The organism is Cyclobacterium salsum (assembly GCF_010119245.1).
In the GTDB taxonomy this organism is placed as follows: Bacteria; Bacteroidota; Bacteroidia; order Cytophagales; family Cyclobacteriaceae; genus Cyclobacterium; species Cyclobacterium salsum.
In genome coordinates, this window is sequence record NZ_WNKG01000005.1 from 81964 (window position 1) to 106881 (window position 24918).

Annotated in this window: 19 protein-coding genes; 17 read left to right on the forward strand and 2 right to left on the reverse strand. The window is 44.3% G+C overall.

The genetic code is table 11. From position 1 onward, the window contains the following. Positions 1 to 146 precede the first annotated feature (146 nt). From GJS45_RS09560 to GJS45_RS09585, 6 genes are all read left to right on the forward strand, one after another. Positions 147 to 4097 carry a hypothetical protein gene (locus tag GJS45_RS09560; RefSeq protein WP_162341325.1) on the forward strand — a complete coding sequence of 1317 codons (3951 nt, stop codon included), beginning with the start codon at positions 147 to 149 and terminating at the stop codon, positions 4095 to 4097. Between the two features lie 259 nt (positions 4098 to 4356). Further along, complete coding sequence (locus tag GJS45_RS09565; RefSeq protein ID WP_162341327.1) at positions 4357 to 4959, forward strand: RNA polymerase sigma factor; 603 nt, start codon at positions 4357 to 4359, stop codon at positions 4957 to 4959. Further along, positions 4934 to 5167: a hypothetical protein gene (locus GJS45_RS09570; protein WP_162341328.1), complete on the forward strand. Its 234-nt coding sequence runs from the start codon at positions 4934 to 4936 to the stop codon at positions 5165 to 5167. Before GJS45_RS09565 ends, GJS45_RS09570 begins: the two co-directional genes overlap by 26 nt. Before the next feature lie 128 nt (positions 5168 to 5295). Continuing rightward, on the forward strand, positions 5296 to 5985 hold the full coding sequence (gene nth / locus GJS45_RS09575) for an endonuclease III (protein ID WP_162341330.1): 690 nt from the start codon (positions 5296 to 5298) through the stop codon (positions 5983 to 5985). 1 nt (position 5986) lies between these two features. Beyond that, entirely contained in the window at positions 5987 to 7786 is a 1800-nt protein-coding gene (gene asnB / locus GJS45_RS09580) for an asparagine synthase (glutamine-hydrolyzing) (RefSeq protein ID WP_162341332.1), read from the forward strand. Then, positions 7783 to 8958, forward strand: coding sequence for a glycosyltransferase family 4 protein (locus GJS45_RS09585; RefSeq protein ID WP_162341334.1), 1176 nt, complete (start codon positions 7783 to 7785; stop codon positions 8956 to 8958). The genes asnB and GJS45_RS09585 overlap by 4 nt, the downstream gene beginning before the upstream one ends. 9 nt (positions 8959 to 8967) lie before the next feature. On the opposite strand, the gene gldB is transcribed toward GJS45_RS09585, so the two are convergent. After that, positions 8968 to 9969: a gliding motility lipoprotein GldB gene (gene gldB, locus GJS45_RS09590; RefSeq protein ID WP_162341336.1), complete on the reverse strand. Its 1002-nt coding sequence runs from the start codon at positions 9967 to 9969 to the stop codon at positions 8968 to 8970. A gap of 262 nt (positions 9970 to 10231) precedes the next feature. Between gldB and GJS45_RS09595 the strand changes: the two genes are divergently transcribed. The 11 genes from GJS45_RS09595 (at position 10232) to GJS45_RS09645 (ending at position 24081) form a co-directional block, all read left to right on the forward strand. Beyond that, positions 10232 to 11557, forward strand: coding sequence for a fasciclin domain-containing protein (locus tag GJS45_RS09595; RefSeq protein WP_162341338.1), 1326 nt, complete (start codon positions 10232 to 10234; stop codon positions 11555 to 11557). 297 nt (positions 11558 to 11854) lie between these two features. After that, positions 11855 to 14467, forward strand: a complete 2613-nt coding sequence (locus GJS45_RS09600; protein WP_162341340.1) for an SLBB domain-containing protein — start codon at positions 11855 to 11857, stop codon at positions 14465 to 14467. Next, on the forward strand, positions 14467 to 15540 hold the full coding sequence (locus tag GJS45_RS09605; protein WP_162341342.1) for a GumC domain-containing protein: 1074 nt from the start codon (positions 14467 to 14469) through the stop codon (positions 15538 to 15540). Before GJS45_RS09600 ends, GJS45_RS09605 begins: the two co-directional genes overlap by 1 nt. A gap of 15 nt (positions 15541 to 15555) precedes the next feature. Beyond that, a complete protein-coding gene (locus GJS45_RS09610) occupies positions 15556 to 16872 on the forward strand; it encodes an oligosaccharide flippase family protein (RefSeq protein ID WP_162341344.1) in 1317 nt (438 codons plus the stop codon). Then, positions 16841 to 17746, forward strand: a complete 906-nt coding sequence (locus GJS45_RS09615) for a glycosyltransferase family 2 protein (protein WP_162341346.1) — start codon at positions 16841 to 16843, stop codon at positions 17744 to 17746. Before GJS45_RS09610 ends, GJS45_RS09615 begins: the two co-directional genes overlap by 32 nt. 5 nt (positions 17747 to 17751) lie before the next feature. Beyond that, positions 17752 to 19158, forward strand: a complete 1407-nt coding sequence (locus GJS45_RS09620) for an O-antigen ligase domain-containing protein (protein WP_317165098.1) — start codon at positions 17752 to 17754, stop codon at positions 19156 to 19158. Further along, entirely contained in the window at positions 19155 to 20288 is a 1134-nt protein-coding gene (locus GJS45_RS09625) for a glycosyltransferase family 4 protein (protein ID WP_162341350.1), read from the forward strand. The genes GJS45_RS09620 and GJS45_RS09625 overlap by 4 nt, the downstream gene beginning before the upstream one ends. Continuing rightward, positions 20278 to 20988: an acyltransferase gene (locus GJS45_RS09630; protein WP_162341352.1), complete on the forward strand. Its 711-nt coding sequence runs from the start codon at positions 20278 to 20280 to the stop codon at positions 20986 to 20988. Before GJS45_RS09625 ends, GJS45_RS09630 begins: the two co-directional genes overlap by 11 nt. Beyond that, positions 20985 to 21749: a class I SAM-dependent methyltransferase gene (locus GJS45_RS09635; protein WP_162341354.1), complete on the forward strand. Its 765-nt coding sequence runs from the start codon at positions 20985 to 20987 to the stop codon at positions 21747 to 21749. Before GJS45_RS09630 ends, GJS45_RS09635 begins: the two co-directional genes overlap by 4 nt. Positions 21750 to 21759: 10 nt before the next feature. Then, the gene (locus GJS45_RS09640) at positions 21760 to 22905 is read left to right on the forward strand and encodes a glycosyltransferase family 4 protein (protein WP_162341356.1); all 1146 of its coding nucleotides are present in this window, start codon (positions 21760 to 21762) and stop codon (positions 22903 to 22905) included. 18 nt (positions 22906 to 22923) lie between these two features. Then, the gene (locus GJS45_RS09645) at positions 22924 to 24081 is read left to right on the forward strand and encodes a DUF1972 domain-containing protein (RefSeq protein ID WP_162341358.1); all 1158 of its coding nucleotides are present in this window, start codon (positions 22924 to 22926) and stop codon (positions 24079 to 24081) included. 27 nt (positions 24082 to 24108) lie between these two features. Here the strand turns inward: GJS45_RS09645 and GJS45_RS09650 are convergent, their stop codons facing one another. Beyond that, a complete protein-coding gene (locus GJS45_RS09650) occupies positions 24109 to 24789 on the reverse strand; it encodes a methyltransferase domain-containing protein (protein WP_162341360.1) in 681 nt (226 codons plus the stop codon). Positions 24790 to 24918: the final 129 nt, after the last annotated feature.

Below are 24918 nucleotides of genomic sequence, written 5' to 3' on the forward strand. Positions count from 1 at the left end.
GGACAGCCTTTTTGATATTTTGAGTAGGTAGGCCTGATAAACCAAGATCAGACCTGCCCGCTTTTTTTTAGAATCCGAAATATAATTTTTTATTGTTATTCGATTTCCTTAACTTGATTTCTTAGCTAAAACAGGGTTTCACGACCATGAAATTCAAGGATTTACGTATCTGGATTTTAATATTTGGCGGGATGTTATTGATTGGTGCCTACCTTTACCAACATTCCAAAACCAACCAAAAGCAACTGGAATCCCAGGGTATCAAGGCTATTTTTTTGGCCAGGCAAAATTTTGTGGATGCTTTTTACAATTACCACATACAATTGGAAGGCTATTTTAAACGAAATTTCTACACTTGGGCCGGTGGAGAAGCTGAGAATGCAGCTACCCGAATGGTGGAAATGATCGACCGGACTCCGAAATTCGGCATTAAATCCATTAAAGCTTTTGAAGCTGGTCCCTCCTTTGATCAATCCGTCCTGGATCAACAAAGTATCTCTTTGAGAAAAAAGGATTCCCTTTATCTGATCGAGGTCAACGGGTTCCGTTTTTCTTTGGATGATACGACCAAGTCAGGTAAGCTACCGGAATTAAATCAAGGCGAACTGGTTCGGAAGATTGGTGAAAACCTGGGGATTACCCTTGGCTTGGCCCCCAGGGCTGAGCGGGCATTTGAGGTAGATCATGTGGTACCTATCCATACCTTAATGGAAAATAACATCCAAAGTATGTTTTTTGATCGCCTCTTTGTTTTGGATAGTACAGGTACGGCCATTTACCCCAGAGATATGGCGGGGTTGCCGGTCATTCCTGCCGATACACTGGGAGGGCTGCATTCGGTGGGGGAACGAAAGCTAGACCTACAGCTATCAGGAACGGATTTCCAGGGCTTTTTGTCTCCGGCATTGATTGGGAATAAGGGATTTTATTTATTGGGAATTAAGGAAAAAGCACAATTCGACCGGGTAGCCCTTCGGATAGACTTCCGACTCCTCAGTACCTTCCTCACTTTATTGATATTAATTTTCGTGTCCATTCCCATCATCAGCATATTTAATCTGGGAAATGGAGATATACTCACCAAAAAGCGAGTAATAGGCTTAGGCCTTTCTTTAATTCTGGTAATGCTAATTCTGGGTTTTTTTTCCTTTTCCCTGGTTCAGAATTACCGAAGTACTTCTCCGGGAGATCAATACGTACATGACTTGAAAGCGGCTTTTTCCAGACAGATTGATCGGCTGACGTTTAGTCTGGATCGTTTTAGCAATGAATTAAAGCTAGGGAAACTAAAATCCAGCACCGAAAGGAATTCCCTCAACCCTGATAAAAACGTCAACGAATTTTTAGAATTCGACCCTGATGGAAATATTCTGACCATGCTTATTCCGGGGACCAATTCAATGGATGGTCCGATTGATTTTGGGGATTTTCCCTTCGTGTCAATTGCCAACCGGGACTATGTAAAGGAGTTGCCAGTGGATACCAGCAAGCATTTTATCAGTGCTCATTTTTCCAAATCTACTGGAAATCTGGAAGGAGTGATCAGTAAAAGGGAAGCAGGATCCGGTTACGCATTGACGTTTCGGTTGGATTCCCTGGCACCTAAAATCAGTAAGAACCAACGCTATTTTGTGTTCAAACCCGATGGAAAGGTCCTACTGAAAAGCCAAAAGGTAAATATTCCTATCAATTATCTTCAAGAGGGGATAGGGGAAGAAAAATGGGATGAGATCAAAACCCTTATCGCAAACAATCAGCACGCGGATGAAAAGCAGGTTTGGAAAACTCCGATCTATGTAAATGGCCATGAATATGAAGCATTGTTAAGCAGAATATCCTCCGGGGAATTTGTTTCAGAAAACTGGGTACTGTACCTCGAGAATCAGAACTTACAGCATGCCCTGCACTCCCTGTCTTCTTTAGAGGCATCCACCGTTTTTGTTCCCTATTTAATGGTCTTGGTGCTGCTGGCATTATTAACGTTGTTGACAAGCAAATCTAGTATCTATCTGGCTTATAAACCTTTTTCCTTTGAATGGTACAGCCCTTCTTCAGCTAAGCGAAACCGGTTTCTCTGGTTAAACGGCATTTTGTTTTTGGACCTGTTACTATTTGTCGCTGTCTACCTGTTTTTACCTTTAGGCATTTTTAAAATCTATCTTTGGTCAGCCCTTTTTGCCATTCAATCAGGTACCTGTAATTTCCTACTGCTCTCTACCACTGAAAAGGACCGGCAATTAAAAAACAGTACGGCTTTCCTCGTTATTTCGGTTTCATTATGGCTTTTGGCCGCTTATGGGTTAATTCATTTGTCATGGATGCAAGCTGATACCATTTACACTTTTCTGACCCTGTTTTTTCTGCTGGTGTTGGGATTGCTTCAGGTACTGTGTTGGTATTTGTCCAAGGTCAATCATTTGCCCTCTCTTTCACCGGATAGCTGGACCCAACATGCCGGGCTACAGCGTATTCACAAGAGGCTAAGTGATTTCTGGAACAAACTTACCGGTGTGCAAGTAGACAAGAGGGTTTTTGCCCTGAATTTTTTACTATGGTTGATGATCATTGGCTTTTTGCCAGGTTATTTTATTCACCGGCAGATTTTTAATCAGGAGAAATTCATTTGGGATAATTTAGAACGGAAAGAATTGGTTGAAAAAGAAAATGTCGATGATTTAAGTGAGTTCTTTTTAGGCCTGATTGAAATCCATGAAGAATTCAGAAGGACTTACTTTGGCAGGTTTTCAAATCATGAGGATGAATTGATTCGGAATTTTGTAGCACCACCTTACGAAGTAATGATTGCCGCTTTTAATTTGCCTCCCAATTTCGACCTGGCAAATTTTTTTTCCGTGAAAAACGGTGGAGAAATAATCAAAAGGAATCTTCTCATTTTACTGACGCTCGCAGTGGTGCTGATCTGGCTTTTTCATATGATCATGCGTTTGGGAAATAAAATCTACTTGATTGATTACCATTTTACCCACGGCATGCCTTCCCTTCCCACAAAGGCGAAAAAGCAGCGAAAGACATTTGTGATCGGAGTAGATGCGGCCCAAAGCCGGCATTGGATCAGTAGCCAATTTGGTATTTCAGCCCCGGAAATGTTGTTGGTAAATGCGGAAACAGATTTGGCAAATATGCCGGAATTGGCAAGTACACATCGGGCGGTTGTTTTTGAAAATATCCATTGCCTGGATGGTGTGGAGGGATTGCTCAAAGCCATGCTGGCCTTTGGAAAATACGATTTCATTAAGCCCGTCTACTTATTGGTTACCTCCGGTAAGCCGCTTCAGGAGATCATCCTTCAGGACACTCCCAAACAGAAGCACTTGTTGATTACTGAGATTTTCTCAGAATACCTATTTCAATACGTTCCCCTGGATTTTGAAAATCGATCCATCACCCTTCCTTACTCAGGAGTGGATTGGGAGTTATTGGAGAAGGAAGAACGGGAGGCATTCAAACGAAAAATGGGAAGCAAGTTATTTAACGACGAAAAAACGCAGGAATTGGCGGCTGAAATCGCCAGCAGTCCCCATGCAGAGGTAATTGCCAATCTGATTACCGAGGAATTGTCCGCAGATGATTGGGACGAATGCCTTTCAAAGGAGCGCTATGAGAAATGCATTCTTTCCATTCAACGGTACAACAAAGCCTATTTCATGAATATTTGGGCGGAATTAAGCTTGAAGGAACGAAAGATGGTGTACAACTACGCTACCGAAGGGTTCATTAATTTTTTTAATAAGGAAACGATGACAGCTTTGATTCAGAAGGGAATCATCCGGATGAATGCTGACAGAGACCGTCTGGTCCTGTTTTCCAATAGTTTTAGAAATTTCGTTTGCATTTTTGCCAGTGAGCAAGACGTAGCACGGTTTAAGCAAGACGAAAGAAAATCAGGTAACGCCAAAATGATACAGGCAGCTGTTTTCAGCTTTGTGTTAATCAGTGTCGCATTGATTAGCTTTTACGACCCGACCATCCTGAATGAAACATCTGCGTATATTAGTGGCGTATTGGGCCTGGTGGGTACCCTTTACAGTCTGTTAGCAAAAGGGTTTGCCAAGGCACCCGTAGCCGAAAATCAGTAAGTGCCTTATTCGGTTTTGGTATTGTTATTGATCTAGTCCGGAAAAGGAGCCGTAATTCCCATATTGTATTTGGCTAAAAATTTAACAAAAAGTATATTGTTCTGAACAATCAGTTTAACGATACTATTTATCATAAAAAAATACAAAATTGATTGCGTTGTTTTATCCTATTCTATACATTTGATGACGCGATACTTATTTATTGACCTTAAACACCACAATATGGGATAAAACTCTACGTTATCTAAATATCAGTTTTATGAGTAAAAGGGTAGGACCTAAAGACAGTGAGTTAATCTCACAATATAGGAATGGAAGCGAAGTGGCATTCGAAAGGTTAGTTGACAAATACAAAACCAAAGTGTACACCACCATTCTGATGATAGTGAAAGAGCAGGGAGTAGCTGAGGATCTGTTACAGGACGTGTTTGTAAAAGTTGTACAGACACTCAACTCTGATCGGTATAACGAAGAGGGGAAATTCCAACCCTGGTTGATGCGAATTGCCCACAACCTGGCAATCGATCATTTCAGGAAAATGAAGCGGCATCCTACGGTGGTGATGGAGGATGGTTCAAACGTGTTTAACACCCTGCATTTTGCTGAAGAAAATGTAGAGGAATTAAAAGTTAAAGATGAGACCTATGCCTTGGTCAGGCAATTGATCGACGAGCTTCCAGAAAGTCAGAAGCAGGTATTGATCATGCGACACTATATGGACCTGAGTTTTCAGGAGATTGCCGAACAGACGGGTGTAAGCATTAACACGGCCTTGGGTAGAATGCGTTATGCTCTTATTAATTTAAGGAAAAAACTAAAACAAATAAATATCGCCTATGACCAAATCTTTTACCCAAAGTGACCTGATACGATATGTCTATCAGGAAATGATGGAGGAGGAGCGTGAAGAAATGGTGCAAGCCCTGCGACACCAACCCTTTTTAATGCAGGAGTACATGGACTTGCTCGAAACCGTTCAAAATTTAGATCAGCTCCAAACGGAACCCTCCGAAAGAATTGTTAATGCCATTAAGAAAAAGGCCCGGTTCAGAGGACTGGAAAAAGTGTAACACCAACCAAAAAAATGAATTTTCCTACCGCTATAGCTTAGCGGTAGGATTTTTTTTGTATTATCGTTTTCTTCGGACAGTTTGTATCATTACCCGTCGACAGAAAAAGAAATTGAAAGATAGCGAACATGTTAAAAAAGGACAGGTACCGGGCTTTTGTGGATCATTTTACCGAAAACATGCCTGTGGCAGAAACAGAGCTCCAGTACGAGACCCCTTACCAGTTGTTGCTGGCAGTGGTGCTGAGTGCTCAATGTACTGATAAGCGGATCAATATGGTTACTCCGGCTCTTTTCAGAGACTTTCCCACACCGGCTCACCTGGCCGCGAGTGATTTTGATCAACTATTTCCCTATATTCGCTCTGTATCCTACCCAAATAATAAAACCCGGCACTTGCTGGGACTGGGGAAAATGTTAGTGGAGGAATTCGATGGAGAGGTACCGGAAACGGTTGCCGATCTGGTTAAGCTTCCGGGAGTGGGAAGAAAAACGGCCAATGTGATTACCAGTGTCATTTGGAATCAACCCAACATGGCGGTTGATACCCACGTGTTCCGAGTTTCCAAAAGGTTGGGGTTGGTCCCGCAAAGTGCCAAAACCCCATTGGAAGTAGAAAAGCACCTCATTCGCCACCTGCCAAAAGAAGTGGTCCATAAAGCCCATCATTGGCTGATACTCCATGGACGCTACATTTGTCTGGCAAGAAAACCCAAATGTGCGGAATGTTCCATTACCCACCTTTGCCGGTATTTTGAGAAATTTGGGGATTCGCTGGAGTTGCAGTCAGGCGCAGTTTCCAAACCCATAAAAAAATAGCATGTGTGGCGTACACCTATTGGTGAATTCCACCGGGAAGGGCGGGGAATACATACAGGCCATGATGGAGGCCTGTATGCACCGCGGGCCGGATCATTCTTCCTGGATGGAAGTTGCCCAAGGGGTATACCTTGCTGCCAATCGCTTGAAGACCCTGGATCTCCGGGATCAGGCTAACCAGCCCTTGGTTAATGAAGAGGAAGAAGCCTACCTGTCCTGGAACGGCTTTTTGTACAATTACCAGGAGCTAAAAAACGAGCTGCTAGTGGATGGGGTGCTGTTCGAAAGCACTTCGGATGGGGAAGTGCTCCTGAGATGGTTAATTCAAAAAGGAAGAGAAGGCGTGAAGCGGCTACAAGGCATGTACGCTTTTGCTTTCGTTCACAAAAAGAAAAATCAGATAATCCTGGGAAGAGACCCGCTGGGCGTTAAATCCCTGTATTTTACGGAGCAAAAGGAGGGGTTTGCCTGCTCCTCAGAAATTAGATGCCTGCTCCGGACCGACCTCGTTCCAAAAAAGCTACATCAAGAGCAATTTTCACCCTATTTTTACCTTCGTCACGTACTGCCCGGAGCTACTTTTATAAGAGGAATTCAGGAACTCCTTCCCGGAGAATTGAAAACCTGGAATCTCAAGGGAGAGTGCTTGGATATCCGGAAAATCCCCTTAGAAAATCCGGCTCCCAAGCCCGCATTGACCGAAGATGGCTTTGAGGAAATCATGATGGATGCCGTCCTGAAACATATTCATGCGGATGTGCCCATTGGACTAATATTGAGTGGTGGAGCAGATAGTACCTTATTATATCAGTTGTGGTACCGGCAGACAGGTAGGGTTTTGCCAACATTTACAATCGGTTTTCAGGACGCTTATCGAAAAAAATTCAAAGATGCAGACTTTGCTTCAAAACTGGTAGCCTCACAGAGGTCCTTTCATCAGGAAGTGATCATTTCTCCGGATTGGTTTTTAGAGACCTGGCCTGCCTACATCCGTGATCTGGACCATCCGGTAGGCGATAGCGCCAGTTACCTTACCTGGGCGTTGGCTAGAAAAGCGAAGGATTCCGTGAAAATCCTGGTAAGCGGGGCTGGTGCTGACGAGTTGTTTGGCGGGTATAACCGTCATCTGGCCTATAAAAAATACTTGCATCATCCGGTATTTTGGAACGGGGTCGCTGCCAATTCCAATAGGATTCCTTTTGTAGGAAAAAGCTTTCAACGGTTTCTGTCAGGCATTCATCCATCCCCTCAAAGAACGTTTATGAACTTTGCATCCCTTTCTGACCTACCCGATTCATTGGCCAATACGCTCGAAAGCAGGTACACCCCTGGTGAGCAGCCCTTTAAAAATGCGCTGAAATGGGATCGAACAGTTTATTTGGTTCACGATTTATTAAAAATTCATGACAATGCCTGTATGGCACATGGAATTGAGGGAAGGGTGCCTTTTCTGGATTGGCAGGTGGTGGATTGGAGCCTCAGCTTGGGGGAAATGGAAACAAGGAATGCCGCGCCAAAATTTTGGATAAAGTCACTGCTGAAACGCGAAGGATTGACCGGCTTTGCCCGCCGGAAAAAATTTGGTTTCGGCCTACCGATAAAGGAGTGGCTTTTAGATCATGCGGGATTTAGAAACAGGGTTTTATCATCTGTCCTTGATTTGGGCATTCAGTATCCGGAAATTGTACCGGAGGAATGGAGCCTTCTGGTTCAGCGACCGGAGCGGTATATTGCCAGCCATTTTTTATTGTTGTTCAACCTTTGTGTATTAGCAGACTGGATTAAGGAAAACCAACTATGAGAGTTCTTTATATCCATCAGTATTATTGTACACCCGAACAGGGGGGTGCCATCCGATCGTATCATTTGGCTCAGGGAATGGCTGCTGCCGGAGTGGAGGTGGAAGTGGTTTCCGCTCACAACCAGGCAAGGTACCATACTCGGTGGGATGGAAAGGTAAGAGTACATCTTTTGCCGGTGTATTATGACAATACCTTTAGTACCTGGCAACGTATTCGGTCTTTTTATTTGTTTGTTAAAGAAGCAAAAAAGCTGGTTTCCAACCTGAGGTTGCCGGATGTGTTTTATATCAGCTCAACTCCCCTTTCCACCGGGCTGATCGGTAGGTGGGCGAAGAAAAAATGGGGGATACCTTATGTTTTCGAGGTTCGGGACCTTTGGCCAAAAGCGCCTCTGGAAATAAAAAGGATCCGGAACCCGCTGTTGAAAAAGGTATTGTACCGCGTGGAGTATTTGATCTACCAAAATGCCTGGAAAATCGTGGCACTTTCTCCCGGGATGCAACGGTATATACAGCAGCGTGTTCCAGACAAACCGGTCCTGCAAATCCCCAACTTTGCAGATGTGGATTTTTTTCAGTGGGAAACCGGCAAATACCGGAATAGGCGTTTAGAAAAGCAGCCGCTGACTCTTCTATATGCTGGGGCAGTCGGAGAAGTCAACGGACTGTATAAGTACCTGGACCTGGCGGAAGCGGCCGAAAAAAGTGGGAAAAATTGGCAGTTCAAACTCATGGGCAAAGGAAAGTACCTGCCTTTCCTGAAAAAAGAGGTCGCAAATCGTACACTTTCCCAAGTCGAATTTATTCCCTTCGGAAATAAAAATGAAGTGAAAGCTCAAATGAGAAAAGCTGATTTGGCCTACATTTCCTTTTTGCCCCTTCCCGTTTTGGAAGTCAGCAGTCCCAATAAATTTTTTGATGCCCTGGCTATGGGGATGCCTGTTATTGTGAACTTTAAAGGCTGGATCAGAGAGTTGATTCAGCAGCATGAAATGGGCCTTTATCACGAGGACAGTACCCTTTTACTTCCAGCCCTGGAAAAGCTCGAATACCAGCCAGCCCTATTGGAGCAGATGGGGAAAAATGCACGTCTCCTAGCCGAAACTCAATTTAATAAGGAGGCAGCAGTAGGCCATATTCTGGAAATTCTGGAAATTCAGAATCGCAAATAGGATCCCAATCTATCTCGGTTTGTATCCCGATAAGTTGAAAATTTCCCGGGCATCGTCTTGCTGCATGACTTCCCGTAGACTTAAGTCGTTATTGATCCGGTAGTCGTCCACGATGTTCCAGCCCAGCCACCTTCCGATCCTTCCGGGAGCATCGGGGCTGATTTCATCCGTAAAAGGGGCCTCTCCTGTATACCGCCTGACTTCAAAAGGGTTGGTGTCAAAAAGCAGTTCGTTTTCGATAAAATGCCCCCAAATCATTTCTTCATTGGCGTAACTACCAAGTATTTCTTTGGATTCGTAGCCTAAAATATATTCATCAGGCGTGCACGGGAGTACTGATTTTGTAAAATGATAGGATTTGCCGTAGAAAATCATTTCAGCCAAAAGCGTACGGTCACTCAAATCCGTGTGGTTAAACTGAGCGGATATAGCCGTGACAATGGTTGGAACCAAATGGTCCACATTATACCTTTTCGCGATGTACTGTGGCAAATCAACGGGCTGAAACCGGTGGTCTTCCGGGAGAAAATAGTCCAATCCGATCACGATGATCTCTTCCTCCACAATCAGATCGGTACCAAAGCCGGTTACAAAAGTATATACCTCAGGAATCTTGAATTCGGGGTAGTGGTGCTTGATACCCCGAAATGCATTTTCCAACTCGTTTTTGATCGTGTCAAGGTTTTCAAAGTGGGCTTTTACTTCCCGGTACAGCTCCTGCATGCCCGTATCCTGGTGAATGAGCAGTAATTCTTCCCTCATTTGTTCCTGGTTTTCAAATCCCATGTTGTCAAACATGACCGAAGCAAATTCCGGATATTTTTCCAGATGGTAGATAAGCTTCTCCTCTGTCAGTCCTTCAAAAAACGGTTCCTCCATCCTGTTTATCTCCACCTCCATTTCGATTTCCGAAAAGGCAGCCGGAAGGGTACAAGGGTCGTTCGATTCCGAGCATCTACTAAAAATCAATGAAATAACCCCGGCATAGATCGCAAATGTGAATCGGTTCATAAATGTAAAGATAAGCTTTTGATACAAAACAGATGGTTTCAGGATAAGAATTACTGTTTTTAGTTTAAAACGCCCCATTCTGGAATCTATTTGTATATACATTTAAAAATGTTGACAAATAGACGCTTTTAATATACAACATAAAGGTGTTTGTCTTTTAACCCAAAACTATCTGATGGACTGTCGGTTCAGTGGGTGTTTTTAAATTTTAACTATACCAATATTTATTATGGAATTCCAAATAAGAAATAACCGGAAATTAATGAGTTTGCTGATAGTGGCAAGCTTGCTTTTTTCTTTTGGTTGTTCGGATGATGATCCGGCACCCATGCCCCCAGAAGAGGAAAGTATCATTGATATTGCGGCAGGAAATGAGCAGTTTTCAATGCTCGTTGCAGCTATCCAGAGAGCGGACCTGGTAGACGAATTAAGTGCTGCCGGTCCATTTACCGTTTTTGCCCCTACCAACCAAGCGTTTACCAACGCCGGAATTACCGATGTGAGTGATGTTCCGGTAGAAGACCTCCGTGACATTTTACTTTACCATGTGGTTAGTGGACAAGTTTTGGCAAATCAGGTGAGTACGGGAGAAGTGCCAACCTTACTTGAGGGAGCTAATCTCAATGTAGTTGTGAGTGGTGGAACCATCACTATTAATGAAGATGTCACGGTGACTACAGAAGATCTTGAAGCTTCTAATGGGGTAATACATGTAATTAGTGGAGTTCTGATGCCAGAAGAAGAAAGCAATTCTATCGCTGATATTGTGATGGCTGATGATAATTTTTCAATATTACTTGCCGCAGTGTTAGCAGCAGATTTGGATGAGGCTCTGCTTGAACAAGGACCTTTTACCGTTTTTGCGCCTACCGATGAAGCGATGACCGCCTTTCTTACCGACAACGGTCTCACAGCTGAGGAATTGCTACAATCTCCTGATCTAACTTCTATATTAAGTTACCACGTGGTGGAAGGGGAAGTGCCAGCCTCCGCTGTAGAAGCGGGAAGCGTTACTAGTTTTGGAGGTCCTCCGTTTTTTGTAAGCATAGATCCCGACGATAACGTTTGGATTAACGGAAATGCACAAATAGTTGACACAGATATTGAAGCGGATAATGGGATCATTCACGTATTGGATTATGTGATCACCCCTCCTACGGAATCGATTGCAGAGATTGCGGTGGGATATACGCAAGCTGAAACTCCTGAATTTACGCAACTTGTAGGTGCGCTGTCAAGAGCAGGACTAGTGGATGCAGTGAGTGGTGGTTTAGACGATAACCTTACCGTCTTTGCACCTACGGATGCCGCTTTTGAAGCACTTTATGAAGACTTGGGTGTGGATGGTTACGAAGACATTCCTTTAGAAACATTAACCTCCGTGCTGACCTACCATGTGGTGCCTGCCAGAGCATTTTCGCAAGATCTGAGAGAAGGGGCTACACTTCCTACTTTACTTGAGGGCGAGGATTTGACGGTCAACCTTGCAGATTTGGAAATTAATTCTTCCGGCCTGGTTCCTGAACTGTTAAATATTCACGCAACCAACGGAGTCATTCACGTAGTCGATCAGGTAATCGTACCATAAATAGTATTGGATTTTTGTGGAAAAAACAGGCATTTTACAAGTGCCTGTTTTTTTTTGTTCCATAATTTATGCACAAGGGTTTGGCAAGGTAGGGTTCTTTAAAAAGTAACTTTTTAAAGAAAAGGAACAAGACTTTTAAACATTAGCTTTAATCACCAAACATCGGTTCCAAAAAGAAAGGAATACTTATCTTTACGGTTGCTTTACGGATTTTTTGAAATCCAAACCTAAAAACCCGACCTGAAAAAGGCCGTGGGTGACCTGGCGAAGCTGTGTACAAACATTAAAATCAGTCGCATGATTTCTTTAAGGCATTTGAATCTGAAACGGTTATTTTTTATTGGAATGACGTTTCTTTTCTCGTTTATGGTGGAAGCCCAATCATTACAAGACATTTCTTCTCTGGATGTAGACGATTTATCGGATCAACAATTGCAGGAATTGATGAGCAGGGCCTCGGAAGCAGGATTGTCGGAGACTGAATTGCTTCAAATGGCCCAGATAAGGGGAGTTCCTGCGGCTGAAATTGATAAGTTGAAAGAAAGGCTGGAGGGAATGGTTTTTGGCTTGCAGGATGGAGCAAGGTCAGATTCTGGATTTGGCAAAAGGGATAGCAGAATACAGATGGGGTTCAACGAGATTACGAGTGGCATCATACCCCCTCAAGGAGAGGAAGGTGAAAATGAGGTGGAAGAGCAGCCCTATTTTGGCATGGACCTCTTTTATAATAAAAACAGGAGGCTAACCTTTGAACCCAATTTGAATATGGCCACGCCCCGAACGTATATTTTAGGACCCGGGGATGAAGTGTATATCGATATTTACGGGCAGTCGGAGAAGTATTACGAGGCATCCGTGAGTCCCGAAGGTCAGATCATACTGGAAAATATTGGTCCTATAAATGTATCAGGACTTTCTTTGGAAGAAGCCACTCAAGTAATTAAAAGCAGGCTCTCGACTTACTATACGGGTTTGAGGGGAAACAATCCCAATACCTTTTTACAATTAAACCTGGGAAATGTCCGAACCGTAAAAGTGAATTTGGTAGGTGAGGTTAGGTTGCCGGGTACCTTCACGCTTAGTGCATTTAGCACCGTTTTCAACGCACTATATGCAGCCGGAGGCCCCAATCAAAACGGTAGCATGAGGAGGGTTCGGTTAATCCGCAACAACGAAGAAATTGCAGAAATTGATATTTATGACTTTTTGACGAAGGGCGACCCCAATATAAACCACCTGCTGCAAGATCAGGATATTATTTTGGTTCCGCCCTATTTGGGGAGAGTGATAGTAGAGGGAGCGGTGAAAAGGCCCAAAATTTTCGAGGTGAAGGAAGGGGAGACGTTTGCAGATGTTCTTTCCTTTGCAGGAGGTTTTACTGACCATGCGTTTAAAGAAAAGGTGAATGTAACCCGCATCACGGATACCCAAAAAGCAGTATCGGACATCTACCAGGATCAGTTTCGTATGTTTTTGGTAAAGGGCGGGGATCGTTATCAGGTGGGGGAAGTGCTGGACCGCTATACCAATCGGATCCAAATAAGAGGCGCTGTCTACCGGCCGGGAAATTATGCCTACCAGGAGGGGCTTACCCTTACCGAATTGGTACAAAAGGCCGAAGGGCTCCGGGGGGAAGCTTACCAGAGCAGAATAAGTATCTTGAGAACCAACGAGGACTTGAGTACCCGGATGTTGCAGGTGAATCTGGAAGAAATTTTTAATGGCAGCATGCCGGATATCCCCCTAGAAAGAGAAGATTTGATCCGGATTCCTTCCATTTACGAATTAGCTGAAGAGGTATATGTCAAAGTTTCGGGCGAAGTGCTTTATCCAGGCACCTATCCCTATTCCGGTGAAATGACACCCGAAGACCTTATTTTAATGGCGGGGGGACTGAAAGAGGCGGCATCAGTAGAAAATGTGGAACTTGCCAGAAGAGCGACCGACCAGGGAGGAAGGGAGTTTTCTCAAATCATACCTGTTTCGGTTCAGGAGAACCTTGGTTTATCGGCGAACCCAATCGAATTGGAGCCTTTTGATCACCTTACCGTGAGAAGGAAAACCAATTTTGGTCTGGACAGAATGGCCAGTATAGAAGGCCAGGTCAATTCTCCTGGCACCTTTGCCATTAAGCATGCAGAAGAAAGAATTTCAGACTTGATCAACAGAGCGGGTGGCTTAACGGCTTTCGCCTATGCCGAAGGAGCCAGGCTTATACGGAGAACGGAATTTTATAAAACAGAGTCCGAGACGCTCCGAAAAGAGCGGAGCCTGCTGAATCTTTTAGAGCGGATGAATCGGGAAGAGTTAGTACCCACCGAATCGCAGCAACAACTAATCGAACGGATCAGTGAATACCTATTTGAGAATAAGGATTCCTCACAAATGGAAACAGAAGCCCGTATTATTCAGGCAAGGGAAACGTTGCTGAGTGAAATTTCCGATTCCAGAGAGGGAGTAGCGCCTATAAAAATCAAAGAAACGGAGGCGATAGCCATTGATTTGGAAGCCATTTTGGCCAATCCGGGATCCAAATACGATTTGATCCTGGAGGAGGGAGATATTTTAAGTGTGCCCAGGCAACTGCAGACGGTCCGGCTGAGGGGGGATGTGATTTATCCTACTACCGTGAGGCACGAAAATTTCAGAGGATTGTCCTATTATATTGACAGGGCCGGAGGGTTTGATTCCCGTGCAAAAAAGAGGAGCACTTATGTAGTTTATGCCAATGGGGAGGTAGCCAGGACTAAGAATTTTATTTTATTTAATGTGTATCCAAATGTAGCACCTGGATCAGAAATCATCGTACCTACCAAAGGCCCCAAAATTCCTATCCGACCGGGCGACCTGGTGGGGATCACCACCGGATTGGCTACGCTTGCTCTGGTAATCACCCAACTACTAAATTGATGAATCAGCAAAACAAACACATACTTGACGATAAAATCACCTTCAAAGAGCTTATTGAAAGGCTTTTCGGCTGGATAAATGTTTTTTTAGTTAAGTGGAGGGTTCTGGGTGCTTTTGTGATCGTTGGGATTCTGTTGGGAATTGCTGCCTCCCTACTCAAAAAGCCGGTTTACCATGCGGATACCACGTTTGTACTGGAACAATCCGATATGGGAGGGCTCGGGAATATTTCGGGCATCGCTTCCATGTTAGGTCTGAACCTGGGATCCATCGGATCGGAGAGTGGGTTATTTAAAGGAGATAATATTCTCGAACTGTATCGCTCGGATGCCATGCTTTCCCAGGCCTTGCTGGATCCCTTTGATTCAGAAGAGGAACAACTGCTAATAAACCGGTACGTACGTTTTCATGATCTTGATGAGAAGTGGGAAAGTGAAGTTGATTTTGGGGCGTTGGATTTTTCCCTGCCCAGGGAAGATTTTTCGATTCAACAGGATAGCGTGCTGCGGGAAGTGGTAAAAGAAATCCGAAAGGAAAGCCTGGTTGTGGACAAGCCGGATCGCAAGTTGAATATTATCAAAGTAACGGTCGCCTCAAAAGACCAGGGATTTGCGAAAAGTTTTAATGAGCAATTGGTGGAAACCGTAAATGATTTTTACCTCAAAACCAAAACGAAAAAGACCGCCGAAAACCAGGCGGTTCTGCAGCAACAAGCCGATAGTGTCCGCAGCGTCCTGGATGAGAAAATAAAACAATTAGCCCGGTTTCAGGACAATGTTCCCAACCCAAACCCGCTGCTACAGGAGGGACTCGTTGCCTCCAAAAGCCTGCAGGTAGATATTCAGGCGGCAGCGGCCGTTTACGAAGAAATCGTTACCAACCTGGAAATTGCCAAAATTAATCACCGAAACAACACACCACTAATCCAGATCATTGATCGACCGCGATTCCCTCTGGAGCGTTCCGAAATAAAATTAGCCACCGGAATCGTGCTGGGTGCATTTCTCTTTTTACTTTTGGGCCTGGTGTGGGTGTACCTACAGACCTTGTACTTTCGGCATCTGAATCAATAAGTTGCCCGGGTTTCTATGTTAGAAAGAATTTCCAGGCTGCCTTTTTTTTATTTATTGCAAAATAAATCGATCAGAAACTTTATTTTTCTTTTCCTGATCCAATCCTCCAATATCCTGATTTCCTTATTGGCCATGCCGGTGCTTGTTCGCGCCATTGGCGTCTCGGAATTTGGGTTGGTAAACCTTTCGTTTTCAGTAATTTTGTTATTCAATGTGCTGGTTAGTTATGGCTACAACCTGAGTGGCCCCAGGAATATCGCATTGGCAGCGGACAATTCGGAAGTATTAAGCCAGACCTTTTCGGAAATCATTTGGAGTAAAAACCTCTTAGCCGCTATGGCCCTGGTTTTCATTCTTATCCTTGGAAAAGGCTTTGGCTTTTTTGAGGATTACCTGTTCATTTTGGGCTGGTCTACCATTTTGTTGTTTAGCGAGGCCACTGCTACCATCTGGTTTTTTCAGGGAAAGGAAAGCTTGCATTGGGCCTCCCTGGCCAATGTTTTTGGAAAGCTATTATATCTGGGACTTATCATAGGCTTGATCAATGACCCTTCCGGTAGTTACCTGGCTAACTTTTTTCTAGGGGCAACCGCCATCCTAACCAATCTCATACTATTGGGTTACATTCATTTTGGTTTAAACATTCGCCTGCGCTGGCCCGATGTCCGAAGCATTTGGCAATCCTGGAAAAACAACCTGCTCTTATTTTTTTCTGGCATGACGGCTCACCTGGCTGTTAACGGGGGGGTGATCATTTTGAGTTTTTTTGCATCTGCCCAGGTATTGGGACTTTACGGGATAGCAGAGCGAGTAGCGATGGTCTTGCGAATAGCCCCTACCCTAATTACCCAGGCGGCTTACCCCAGAGCCAGTGTTCTTTTTTACCAGGATTCTGGAAAATGCTACCAGTTTCTGCGTAAGGTCCAATGGACTTCCCTGGCAGTGGGACTCGCGATCGGAGTATTGGTGAATCTGTTCGCTCCCGGTATCATTCAGTTAGTATCCGGGAAAAATCTGGGAGATGCCGTTGCCATTTTAAAAATTCTGGCTTTTTTACCGCTGCTGGCAGGGCTTAACATTGTCAATATGTTGATTATTCTAGTCACGGATGAGAAGAAAACGCTCTTTCATTCCACCTGGGCCTTTTGTGTATACATGCTTGCTGCTTCCGTTTTGTTAACCCATTATTACGGTGGGACCGGGCTGGCCGTGGCATTGCTCACAACCGAACTGGCAGCCTACTTATTTACTTCGGCTCTATTATGGAAATCGAAAGCCCACATTTTAACTGAATACTATCGTGGATTCCTCTCTCGCCATTATCATTCTTAATTGGAATGGCTGGGACTTTACCTGTGCCTGCCTGAAATCGCTGGAACGTTCCGGGTTTTCTGCTGAAGCGATTATAGTAGTAGACAATGGATCGGATGACGGTTCTGATCGGAAAATCAAAAAGCAGTTTCCCCGGGTACAACTGATTTTACACCCGGTCAATGCTGGTTTTACGGGGGGAAATAACCTGGGCATCAAGGCCGCTTTGGATCAGGGATATGCGTATATCATGCTGCTGAACAATGATACCGAAGTGGGTGCGGATTTTTGGAAACCGCTACTGGAAGAAATGCAAGGCCACCCGGAGACCGCAGCCGTGCAGCCATTAATCTACTTTTTACATCCCAAATCCAAAATATGGAATGCGGGAGGTAAGTACCAATCCTGGCTTGGTATGGCTCAGACGATTCATCACCCCTACTCAAACGATCCCTATCCGACCGATTGGATTACCGGCTGTGCCATTTTAGTCAGGGCATCGGTATTGGAGAAAATTGGGCTCCTGGATGAGCACTATTTTGCTTATTTTGAAGACGTAGATTGGTCCTTACGAATGAGAAAAGAAGGGTATACGCTGAAAGTTGTTCCTAAATCAATTATTTTCCATGAAGCAGGAGCAGCCTCTAAAAGTAAGCAGGAGGGAGAAGAGGGATTTCTGAATCCGAAGGTACATTTCCTGAATGTTCGGAATCAACTCTTTCAACTTAGAAAATATAGCAGGGTACCCGGAAATTGGCTGGCATGGCCCTTCCATTTCCTTAAATTCGGGTTCTACCTGGTTTACTTTACCCTGAAAGGTAGAAAATCAAAACGAAAAGCAGTGATAGAGGGGATAATTGCCGGGTTCAAAACGCCAATAGTGAAAGGAAAATGATTAGCATGTTCTTGTTTTTTCTGGTGGTGGTGTATGTATTGACGTTGCTGGTGGTCAGCGTTAAAAAGATTGTCTTTCAGGGGAAGTGGGAGTTTATCATAGTTTTTATGGTGCTGTACCTTCCCTTTTACATATCCATTTTGAGCATTGTGTACCAGGCTACCGGGTCGGAAGTCGCCGTTGCCTTTTTTCAGTACATTAAAGAACTGTTATTGCTGCTTGCGATCGGGGGATTTTTTTTGTTCCAAAAAGATTTTTGGACGTACCCGTTTCGGTTAAATTTGGTAGACTATATACTCTTGTCATTTTTTGGATTGGCTACCCTGTTTTTGTTTTTGCCCATGGGCGAGGCCTCGTTCGTTAATAAGCTGCTGTACTTAAAAAACACCTTGTTGATTGGTGCCTTTTACTTTCTTGGTAGGAATACCCGATTGGCAAGCGACCAAATAGACCGGATTTTTTCCTGGGTGATGGTCATCGCTATAGCCGCTTTTTGTTTAAATATTCTGGAAAAAGGACTGGGGGTTCATTTTCAGCAATTGACTGGATATGCGTTGTTTAATTTTGCGATTAATGGCATAGAGCCATCCGGCAACTACGGGCTTTCCTGGACCTTTGAAACTCAGACTACCGGCATGCGACTGGCATCTTTTTTCTCTGATCCCCTGGAAATGGCCAGCTCCAGCTTATTGGCCTTTGCCACGGGGTTAATCTGGTATTTGACTCGTAAAAGAGAAGAAAGCTGGTTTTACCTGCTCGTGATGTTGGCGGCGTTAGGGAGTTTGTTTTTTTCGGCATCTCGGGCTGCTTTTGGAGCTTTTTTTGTGATGCTTTTTTTTATTGCCTTCGTTTTCAGATTGTACCGACTGCTTCAGCTCGGAGCCCTGATGCTTCTGGGCTTTGCACTTTATGTGCTTTATTTTGCCTCCGAAGAGTTCTACTATTTCGTCTACGACACGCTGACCTTTCAGAATGCCTCCAGCCTCGGCCATTTGGTAGAGTGGTTTCTGGCCCTTGATTCGATGGTGGCAAACCCGGAAGGGTTGGGCCTGGCGATGAGTGGTAATACCGGTAGCGTGGAAGATGAAGTTCGGGTAGGTGGAGAGAATCAATTTCTCATTTACGGGGTGCAGTTGGGCGTGTTGGGCATGCTGTTATACATCGCAGCGCTGGGATTCGGCATTCACAGATCTTTACAGGTTTTTCGGCATACATCCGACAGCTCTGATGCCCGGGTGGCTTTTATAGCCGCCAGCACCAAATTCGGCTTACTGTTACCCTTGTTTACAGCAAATGCCGAATTATACGCTTACGTATCACTGGTTTCCTGGTGGGCAATGGGTTATTCCCTCTCGATCTATAACCAGCTTTTGCCCTTTAAAAATAAGTCCTTAATTAGCACGCGTTCATGAAGGAAAAGCCTATCGTAGTATTGGTGGATGTTTTTTTTCTACACCTGGCCCAGACCGGGATCAAAACGTACATTGATAGTCTGATCCGTCAAATAGAAAATTATCAGGGAACAAAATATCGATTCATTGTTTACCCTTCCCCCAGAAAAATCAGCAGTGGGAATTTTTTTAAGGGGAAGACCGCGCGCTGGAAAAATTGGTTGTTTCAGTTTCGTTATTTCTTTCACAAACTTATTGTACTACCCGGGCTGAGCTACCGCTATCAGACAGATTTGGTCTTTTGTCCCGATATACTTGCCCCGCTGTGGTCACGGGGAAGACGGATTGCGGTGATTCACGATGCGTTTTTTTGGGAAAGCCCCGAACATTACCATCCGCTATGGAGAAAAATTTACCTGTTCTTTGTGAAGGGAAGTATTCAAAGGGGAACGAGGGTGCTTACCGTTAGCAACTATGCTAAAAGCAAGATCCAACCATTTTTGAAAACACCTTTTCCCATAAAGGCCATACCTACCGGGTTGGATGTGGGGATTCGGAAAAAACCGGATTCGCAGAATTCTCCGCTGGATTGCCCCTACTTTTTGCATGTAGGGGTGATGGAAAAGAGAAAAAACCTGGCGGTGCTGGTGCAGGCGTTTGCTTTGTTTAGTGAGCAGTGCGATGAAGAATACAAATTGGTGTTGGTCGGGCAGCGCGGTCCCAGACGTACGTTGGATGCCTTCGATGAAGTGGTGGGCGAGATCCGGCGATTGGGATTACAGAAGCAGGTAATTTTACCCGGATACCTAAGCGACGAAGACCTGGAAAGGTATTACCATTTTGCAACCGCATACGTATTTCCTTCCAAAAATGAGGGCTTTGGCCTTCCGGTTTTGGAGGCTTTTTCCTATGGTTTACCCGTGATTATCGGACCGCAGGGAGCCCTGATGGAAGTGGGAGGTGCTGCTGTGTTAAGAAGCGATTCCTTCGGCCCGGATGATTTTACCAAAAGGATGAAACAGGTGGCCGGAGACCCGGATCTGCGTACCAAGCTGATTGCTCTGGGGTATAAACGGCTGCAGGCATTTAGGGGAGAGAAGTTTTTTCTATCTTTGCAGGCATATTTTAAAGAAATCGTGCATGGCAACTAGTTTGGGAGGCATCATTTCCAATATCACCAAAATGGACTTTTCGGACCGTTTTGGTCCGGGATGGGATCGGGCTTCGGTCTTTTGGGTTTTGGTAAGAATGGTTGCCTGCTGGTGCCGCGGGTATTGGCTAAAGTGGCAGATGAAAAGTGCCCAGGGAATGGTTTTAATTGGAAAAGGAGTCACCATTCGCCAGGCAGGCTATTTGAGTGCAGGCAGGAATTTTGTTGCTCAGGATCATTGCGAGATTAATTGCCTTTCCACGAAAGGTATTGTGTTTGGGGATAAGGTCACGGTGGGAAGTTATGCGATCATTCGCCCTACCAACCTATATGGGGGAGAGCCGGGTTTGGGGCTCAAGGTTGGAGACAATTCGAGTATTGGCCCTTATGCCTATATAGGCTGTTCCGGGTACATAGAAATCGGAAACAATGTGATGATGTCGCCCCGGGTAAGTATTTACTCCGAAAACCATGTATTTGAAGATGTAACCAAGCCCATGATTACGCAAGGAGTCCGTCGGTCTTTTGTCAAGATTGAAGACGATTGCTGGATTGCATCGAATGCCGTTATTTTGGCAGGCGTTACCATAGGGAAAGGATCCGTAGTGGCAGCAGGTAGTATTGTGACCAAAGATGTTCCTCCCTACAGTGTGGTTGGGGGTAATCCAGCCAAAATTATTAAAACCCGGAAAGAACCATGAAATCTGAATCGATCAGAAATTGGAAAGAATGGGGAAAAAAAGATCCCTACTACGGGGTCTTGTCGGAAGAAAAATTTCGCATGCAGCACCTTTCAGACCAGGCCATCGGTGAATTTTTTGAAACAGGAGAATCGTATGTTTCCGAAAGCAGGAAAAGAGTCCTCCGGTGCTTTGGAGTGGATATTTCGAAGGAAAGCATATTGGATTTTGGCTGTGGTGTGGGGCGGTTGGCGATCCCTTTTGCAAAAATGACTGGAAAGGAAGTCTGGGGGATAGATATTTCAGAGGATATTATTGACCGGGCCACTGACCATAAGCAGGTGTTTGGGCTGGATCACCTGAAATTCACCACTTACAACGGAAGGGAATTGAAACACCTTCCCTCCTTTGGTTTCGTCCATTCGTATATCGTATTTCAACACATAGAGCCTAAGCTGGGAATGCGACTAATGCGCCAATTGCTGGAGCAAACCCGGGTTGGGGGGATTTTTCAGGTGCAAGTAACGTTTGGTCACCGCTTGCCCTGGAGCGTCCACGCAAATTTCTTTTTACGGACAAAGTTTCAACCATACAACTTTTTGTACTCCTCTTTAAAACACCGTAAATTCTGCCAGGAGCCGGTCATGCAGATGAATCACTATTCACCTGATAAGTTATTCAGGCTGTTTTCGGATTATTCAAAAGAGGTGCAGGTGGAGTTTACGGACCATGGAGGTCACTTAGGAGCTTTTTACCTGCTTCAAAAAACCACTTCCGTTTAAAGCTGCGTATATGTCAATAAAAAAAACTAAAGTATTGATGTTACACGGCTCCTCGGATTTATATGGAGCAAGCAAAATCTTCTTATTGACGGCTTCCCTCTTGCAAGAGGCGGGTGCTACTGTAGCGGTGGTACTTTCTGAAGAGGGGATTTTAGCAAAGGAGTTGCGTAAACGGGGGATTCGGGTGGAGTTGATCAAGTTGGGAATTGTGCGGAGAAAATACTTTAGCGCTGGAGGTTTGTTAAACCGGTTGAAAGTAATGATGGCTGCTTACCGGAAACTCGCCTCCCTGGCAGAAAAAATGGGTGCCACGCACGTGTATTCCAATACCGCTGCGGTATGGGTTGGAGCAGCATTAGCGAAACGGAAGGGCTATGTCCATATCTGGCATTTGCATGAAATCATTCTTCGCCCTGTGTGGTTTTCCAAAATGATCGGCAAAATGGTACAACATGCCTCGGATAAAGTGATCGTGGTATCCGGAGCTGTGAAATTGCACTGGGAAAAGTACATTGAAAGGAATAAACTCCATTTAGTATATAATGGGATAGATTATAATCCCTATCTTTGGAACACAACAGATTTGAGGGAAGAATTGGGTATTCCCGAGGATGCCTGTGTAATCGGAATGGTGGGAAGGGTAAACAGTTGGAAGGGACAAACATACTTTTTAGAAATTTCAGAAGAATTAAATAAAAAGTTTTTAAATTTACATTTTGTTTTGGTCGGAGACGCATTTCCGGGTGAAGAACGCTTATTCGAAGGGTTAGAACAAAAGATATTGGAAAAGAAGTTTAGACATAGCATACATAACCTGGGTTTTAGGAAGAATATTTCGCCGGTACTGGCCACCATGGATATTTTTGTGCTTCCGTCTATATTGCCAGACCCCTTCCCAACGGTGATTTTAGAGGCAATGGCTTCGGCGAAGCCGGTGGTGGCGACAGCACAGGGAGGAGCATTGGAAATGATTTCCAACGGGAAAACGGGTTTTCATATTCCCTGGGACAATGCGTCTGAAGCAGCGGAAATAGTGGGTAATCTTGTCAAAAACAAAAACCAAAGAGAAGTTATTGGGTTAAATGCAAGGAATAGTGTATTAGAAAATTTTTCATTACCGGCTTACGGTAGGACTATGGTAGGAATTTTTTCTTGATAAGTAAATAAGAACAGTATGTCAAAAAACAGCAAGCCGTTGCACGTGGCGATTGTAGGAACCAGGGGTTATCCTTATGTATATGGAGGATACGAAACTTTTGTAAAAGAAATGGGCGAGCGATTGGTTCAAAGGGGTATTGAAGTGACCGTTTATTGTCATGCCCCATTGTTTGATCAAAAGCCAAAAAAAGTGAATGGAATCAATTTGGTTTACATTCCCTGTGTGGAGACCAAATCCCTGAGCCAATTGACGAATTCGCTTCTTTCGATGATTCACGTATGTTTTTCAAAGGTGGATGTGGTCTTTGTCGTTAATAGTGCCAATGGTCCTTTTGGAATCCTCACAAAGATATTCGGGAAGCCTTCGGCGATTAACGTGGATGGCCTGGAATGGTTACGGCCAAAATGGAAAGGATTGGGAGCAAGGTACTACCTTTTTGCCTCCAGGTTGGCTACCAAGCTCTACGATCAGTTGATTACCGACTCCGATGAAATGGAGAAAATCTACCTGGAACAATTTAATGCACCATCTAAGATGATTGCCTATGGTGCTAATCCGAACCTGTCTTCCGACAGCACCTTAATAGAGGAGTGGGGCTTGCAAAAAGAATCGTATTATTTGATTGTGGGCCGGCTGATCCCAGATAATAATGCAGACCTGATAGTGGAGGGTTTCGTAAACTCCGACTCCAAACGAAAATTGGTAATTGTAGGAGACGTTCCGTATCACGACCGTTTTGCACAAAAGATGAAAAGCATCCCGGATAAACGCCTCGTTTTTACGGGCTATGTAAGGGACCAGGAGCAGCTAGCAGCTTTGTATCATAATTGCTATGCCTATTTTCACGGTCATGAATATGGAGGGACCAATCCCGCCATGCTGAAAGCACTGGGCTTTGGCTGTGCAATCCTGGCTATGGATACCCGATTCAATCAGGAGATGCTTCAAAAGGGTAAGTTCGGCTGGTATTTTGATAAAAATTCAGGATCGGTAGTGGAAATCATCCATAAGGCTGAGGGCTCACCTGACAAAATGGATTATTTGAGAAAGCATTCGAGAGAGGGGCTGACACAGAAATACAATTGGGATGCCGTAACCGATGAATATGAAACCTTATTTAAGGAGCTCTGTAAACGGAAAATCAAAGAAGATTTGGTTGAAATAAACTATTGAAAAAATAACGCCCGGTTTTCCCGGGCGTTATTTTTTTTCCAGCGTATGAAATACAAAAGACTTATTCAATCCCATTACTTTTTCATAATAGATTTCAGACTTCGGAAAAAGCTGCTTCATTTCGCTTAGGGAGAGCAGCCGTATTTCGTTCAGGTAGCCTTTAGCAAATTCCGGGTCCCACTTTTGCATCCTGCTAAACTTGGTTCGTGTCAAAATAAAGAAAGCAAGTGAGGAGGGAAAGAACTGGAAAAATGGAAGCGCGTAATGAGGCTCAAGAAAGAAATACTTATTGGGCGTTTGAACAAAATAATTTTTTCCCACTCTTCGAATTTCTCCGGCCATTTTTACCTGATTGGTAAACGTGAACAAATGCTCAATGACCGAGTTGGAAAAAACCAGGTCAAAAGATTGGTCTTCAAATTGGGATAAATCGGTGGCTGTACCTGCCAAACTGTTCACATGAGGAAGTTGGGTACGTTCTTTTTCGAGGTTTAGCAAGGTTATGCTAATCCTGCCAGGCTGGATAAAGGCATGGTTGGCCCAGAAACTTTCCGTTCCCCCAACATCCAAAATCTTGATCGTTTTCTGGTCGCCAAAAGTTTTCGTGAAGCACTGTTCAAAAAATCGAAAACGACGCTGCCTGAATCTGCCTCCTATGGAGCGCGGCTCGTCTGAAGGAGCAAAAAGTGTTTTTATTTTTTGTTTCATTTTTCATGTTTTCAGCCAACATAGCAAAAATAGCTACCGGGTTTGTGGGGGTATTTTCCCAGGTATTTATGGCTGAATGGTAATAAATTTTTAATTTTACGACAAAGTTGTACACTTTGAGGTGAATAT

What these genes read in the sequence shown, in the direction of transcription:
- GJS45_RS09560 (WP_162341325.1), top strand. Translation starts at nt 147, where the DNA reads ATGAAATTCAAGGATTTACGTATCTGGATTTTAATATTTGGCGGGATG.
- GJS45_RS09565 (WP_162341327.1), top strand. Translation starts at nt 4,357, where the DNA reads ATGAGTAAAAGGGTAGGACCTAAAGACAGTGAGTTAATCTCACAATAT.
- GJS45_RS09570 (WP_162341328.1), top strand. Translation starts at nt 4,934, where the DNA reads ATGACCAAATCTTTTACCCAAAGTGACCTGATACGATATGTCTATCAG.
- nth (WP_162341330.1), top strand. Translation starts at nt 5,296, where the DNA reads ATGTTAAAAAAGGACAGGTACCGGGCTTTTGTGGATCATTTTACCGAA.
- asnB (WP_162341332.1), top strand. Translation starts at nt 5,987, where the DNA reads ATGTGTGGCGTACACCTATTGGTGAATTCCACCGGGAAGGGCGGGGAA.
- GJS45_RS09585 (WP_162341334.1), top strand. Translation starts at nt 7,783, where the DNA reads ATGAGAGTTCTTTATATCCATCAGTATTATTGTACACCCGAACAGGGG.
- gldB (WP_162341336.1), bottom strand. Translation starts at nt 9,969, where the DNA reads ATGAACCGATTCACATTTGCGATCTATGCCGGGGTTATTTCATTGATT.
- GJS45_RS09595 (WP_162341338.1), top strand. Translation starts at nt 10,232, where the DNA reads ATGAGTTTGCTGATAGTGGCAAGCTTGCTTTTTTCTTTTGGTTGTTCG.
- GJS45_RS09600 (WP_162341340.1), top strand. Translation starts at nt 11,855, where the DNA reads ATGATTTCTTTAAGGCATTTGAATCTGAAACGGTTATTTTTTATTGGA.
- GJS45_RS09605 (WP_162341342.1), top strand. Translation starts at nt 14,467, where the DNA reads ATGAATCAGCAAAACAAACACATACTTGACGATAAAATCACCTTCAAA.
- GJS45_RS09610 (WP_162341344.1), top strand. Translation starts at nt 15,556, where the DNA reads ATGTTAGAAAGAATTTCCAGGCTGCCTTTTTTTTATTTATTGCAAAAT.
- GJS45_RS09620 (WP_317165098.1), top strand. Translation starts at nt 17,752, where the DNA reads ATGTTCTTGTTTTTTCTGGTGGTGGTGTATGTATTGACGTTGCTGGTG.
- GJS45_RS09625 (WP_162341350.1), top strand. Translation starts at nt 19,155, where the DNA reads ATGAAGGAAAAGCCTATCGTAGTATTGGTGGATGTTTTTTTTCTACAC.
- GJS45_RS09630 (WP_162341352.1), top strand. Translation starts at nt 20,278, where the DNA reads ATGGCAACTAGTTTGGGAGGCATCATTTCCAATATCACCAAAATGGAC.
- GJS45_RS09635 (WP_162341354.1), top strand. Translation starts at nt 20,985, where the DNA reads ATGAAATCTGAATCGATCAGAAATTGGAAAGAATGGGGAAAAAAAGAT.
- GJS45_RS09640 (WP_162341356.1), top strand. Translation starts at nt 21,760, where the DNA reads ATGTCAATAAAAAAAACTAAAGTATTGATGTTACACGGCTCCTCGGAT.
- GJS45_RS09645 (WP_162341358.1), top strand. Translation starts at nt 22,924, where the DNA reads ATGTCAAAAAACAGCAAGCCGTTGCACGTGGCGATTGTAGGAACCAGG.
- GJS45_RS09650 (WP_162341360.1), bottom strand. Translation starts at nt 24,789, where the DNA reads ATGAAACAAAAAATAAAAACACTTTTTGCTCCTTCAGACGAGCCGCGC.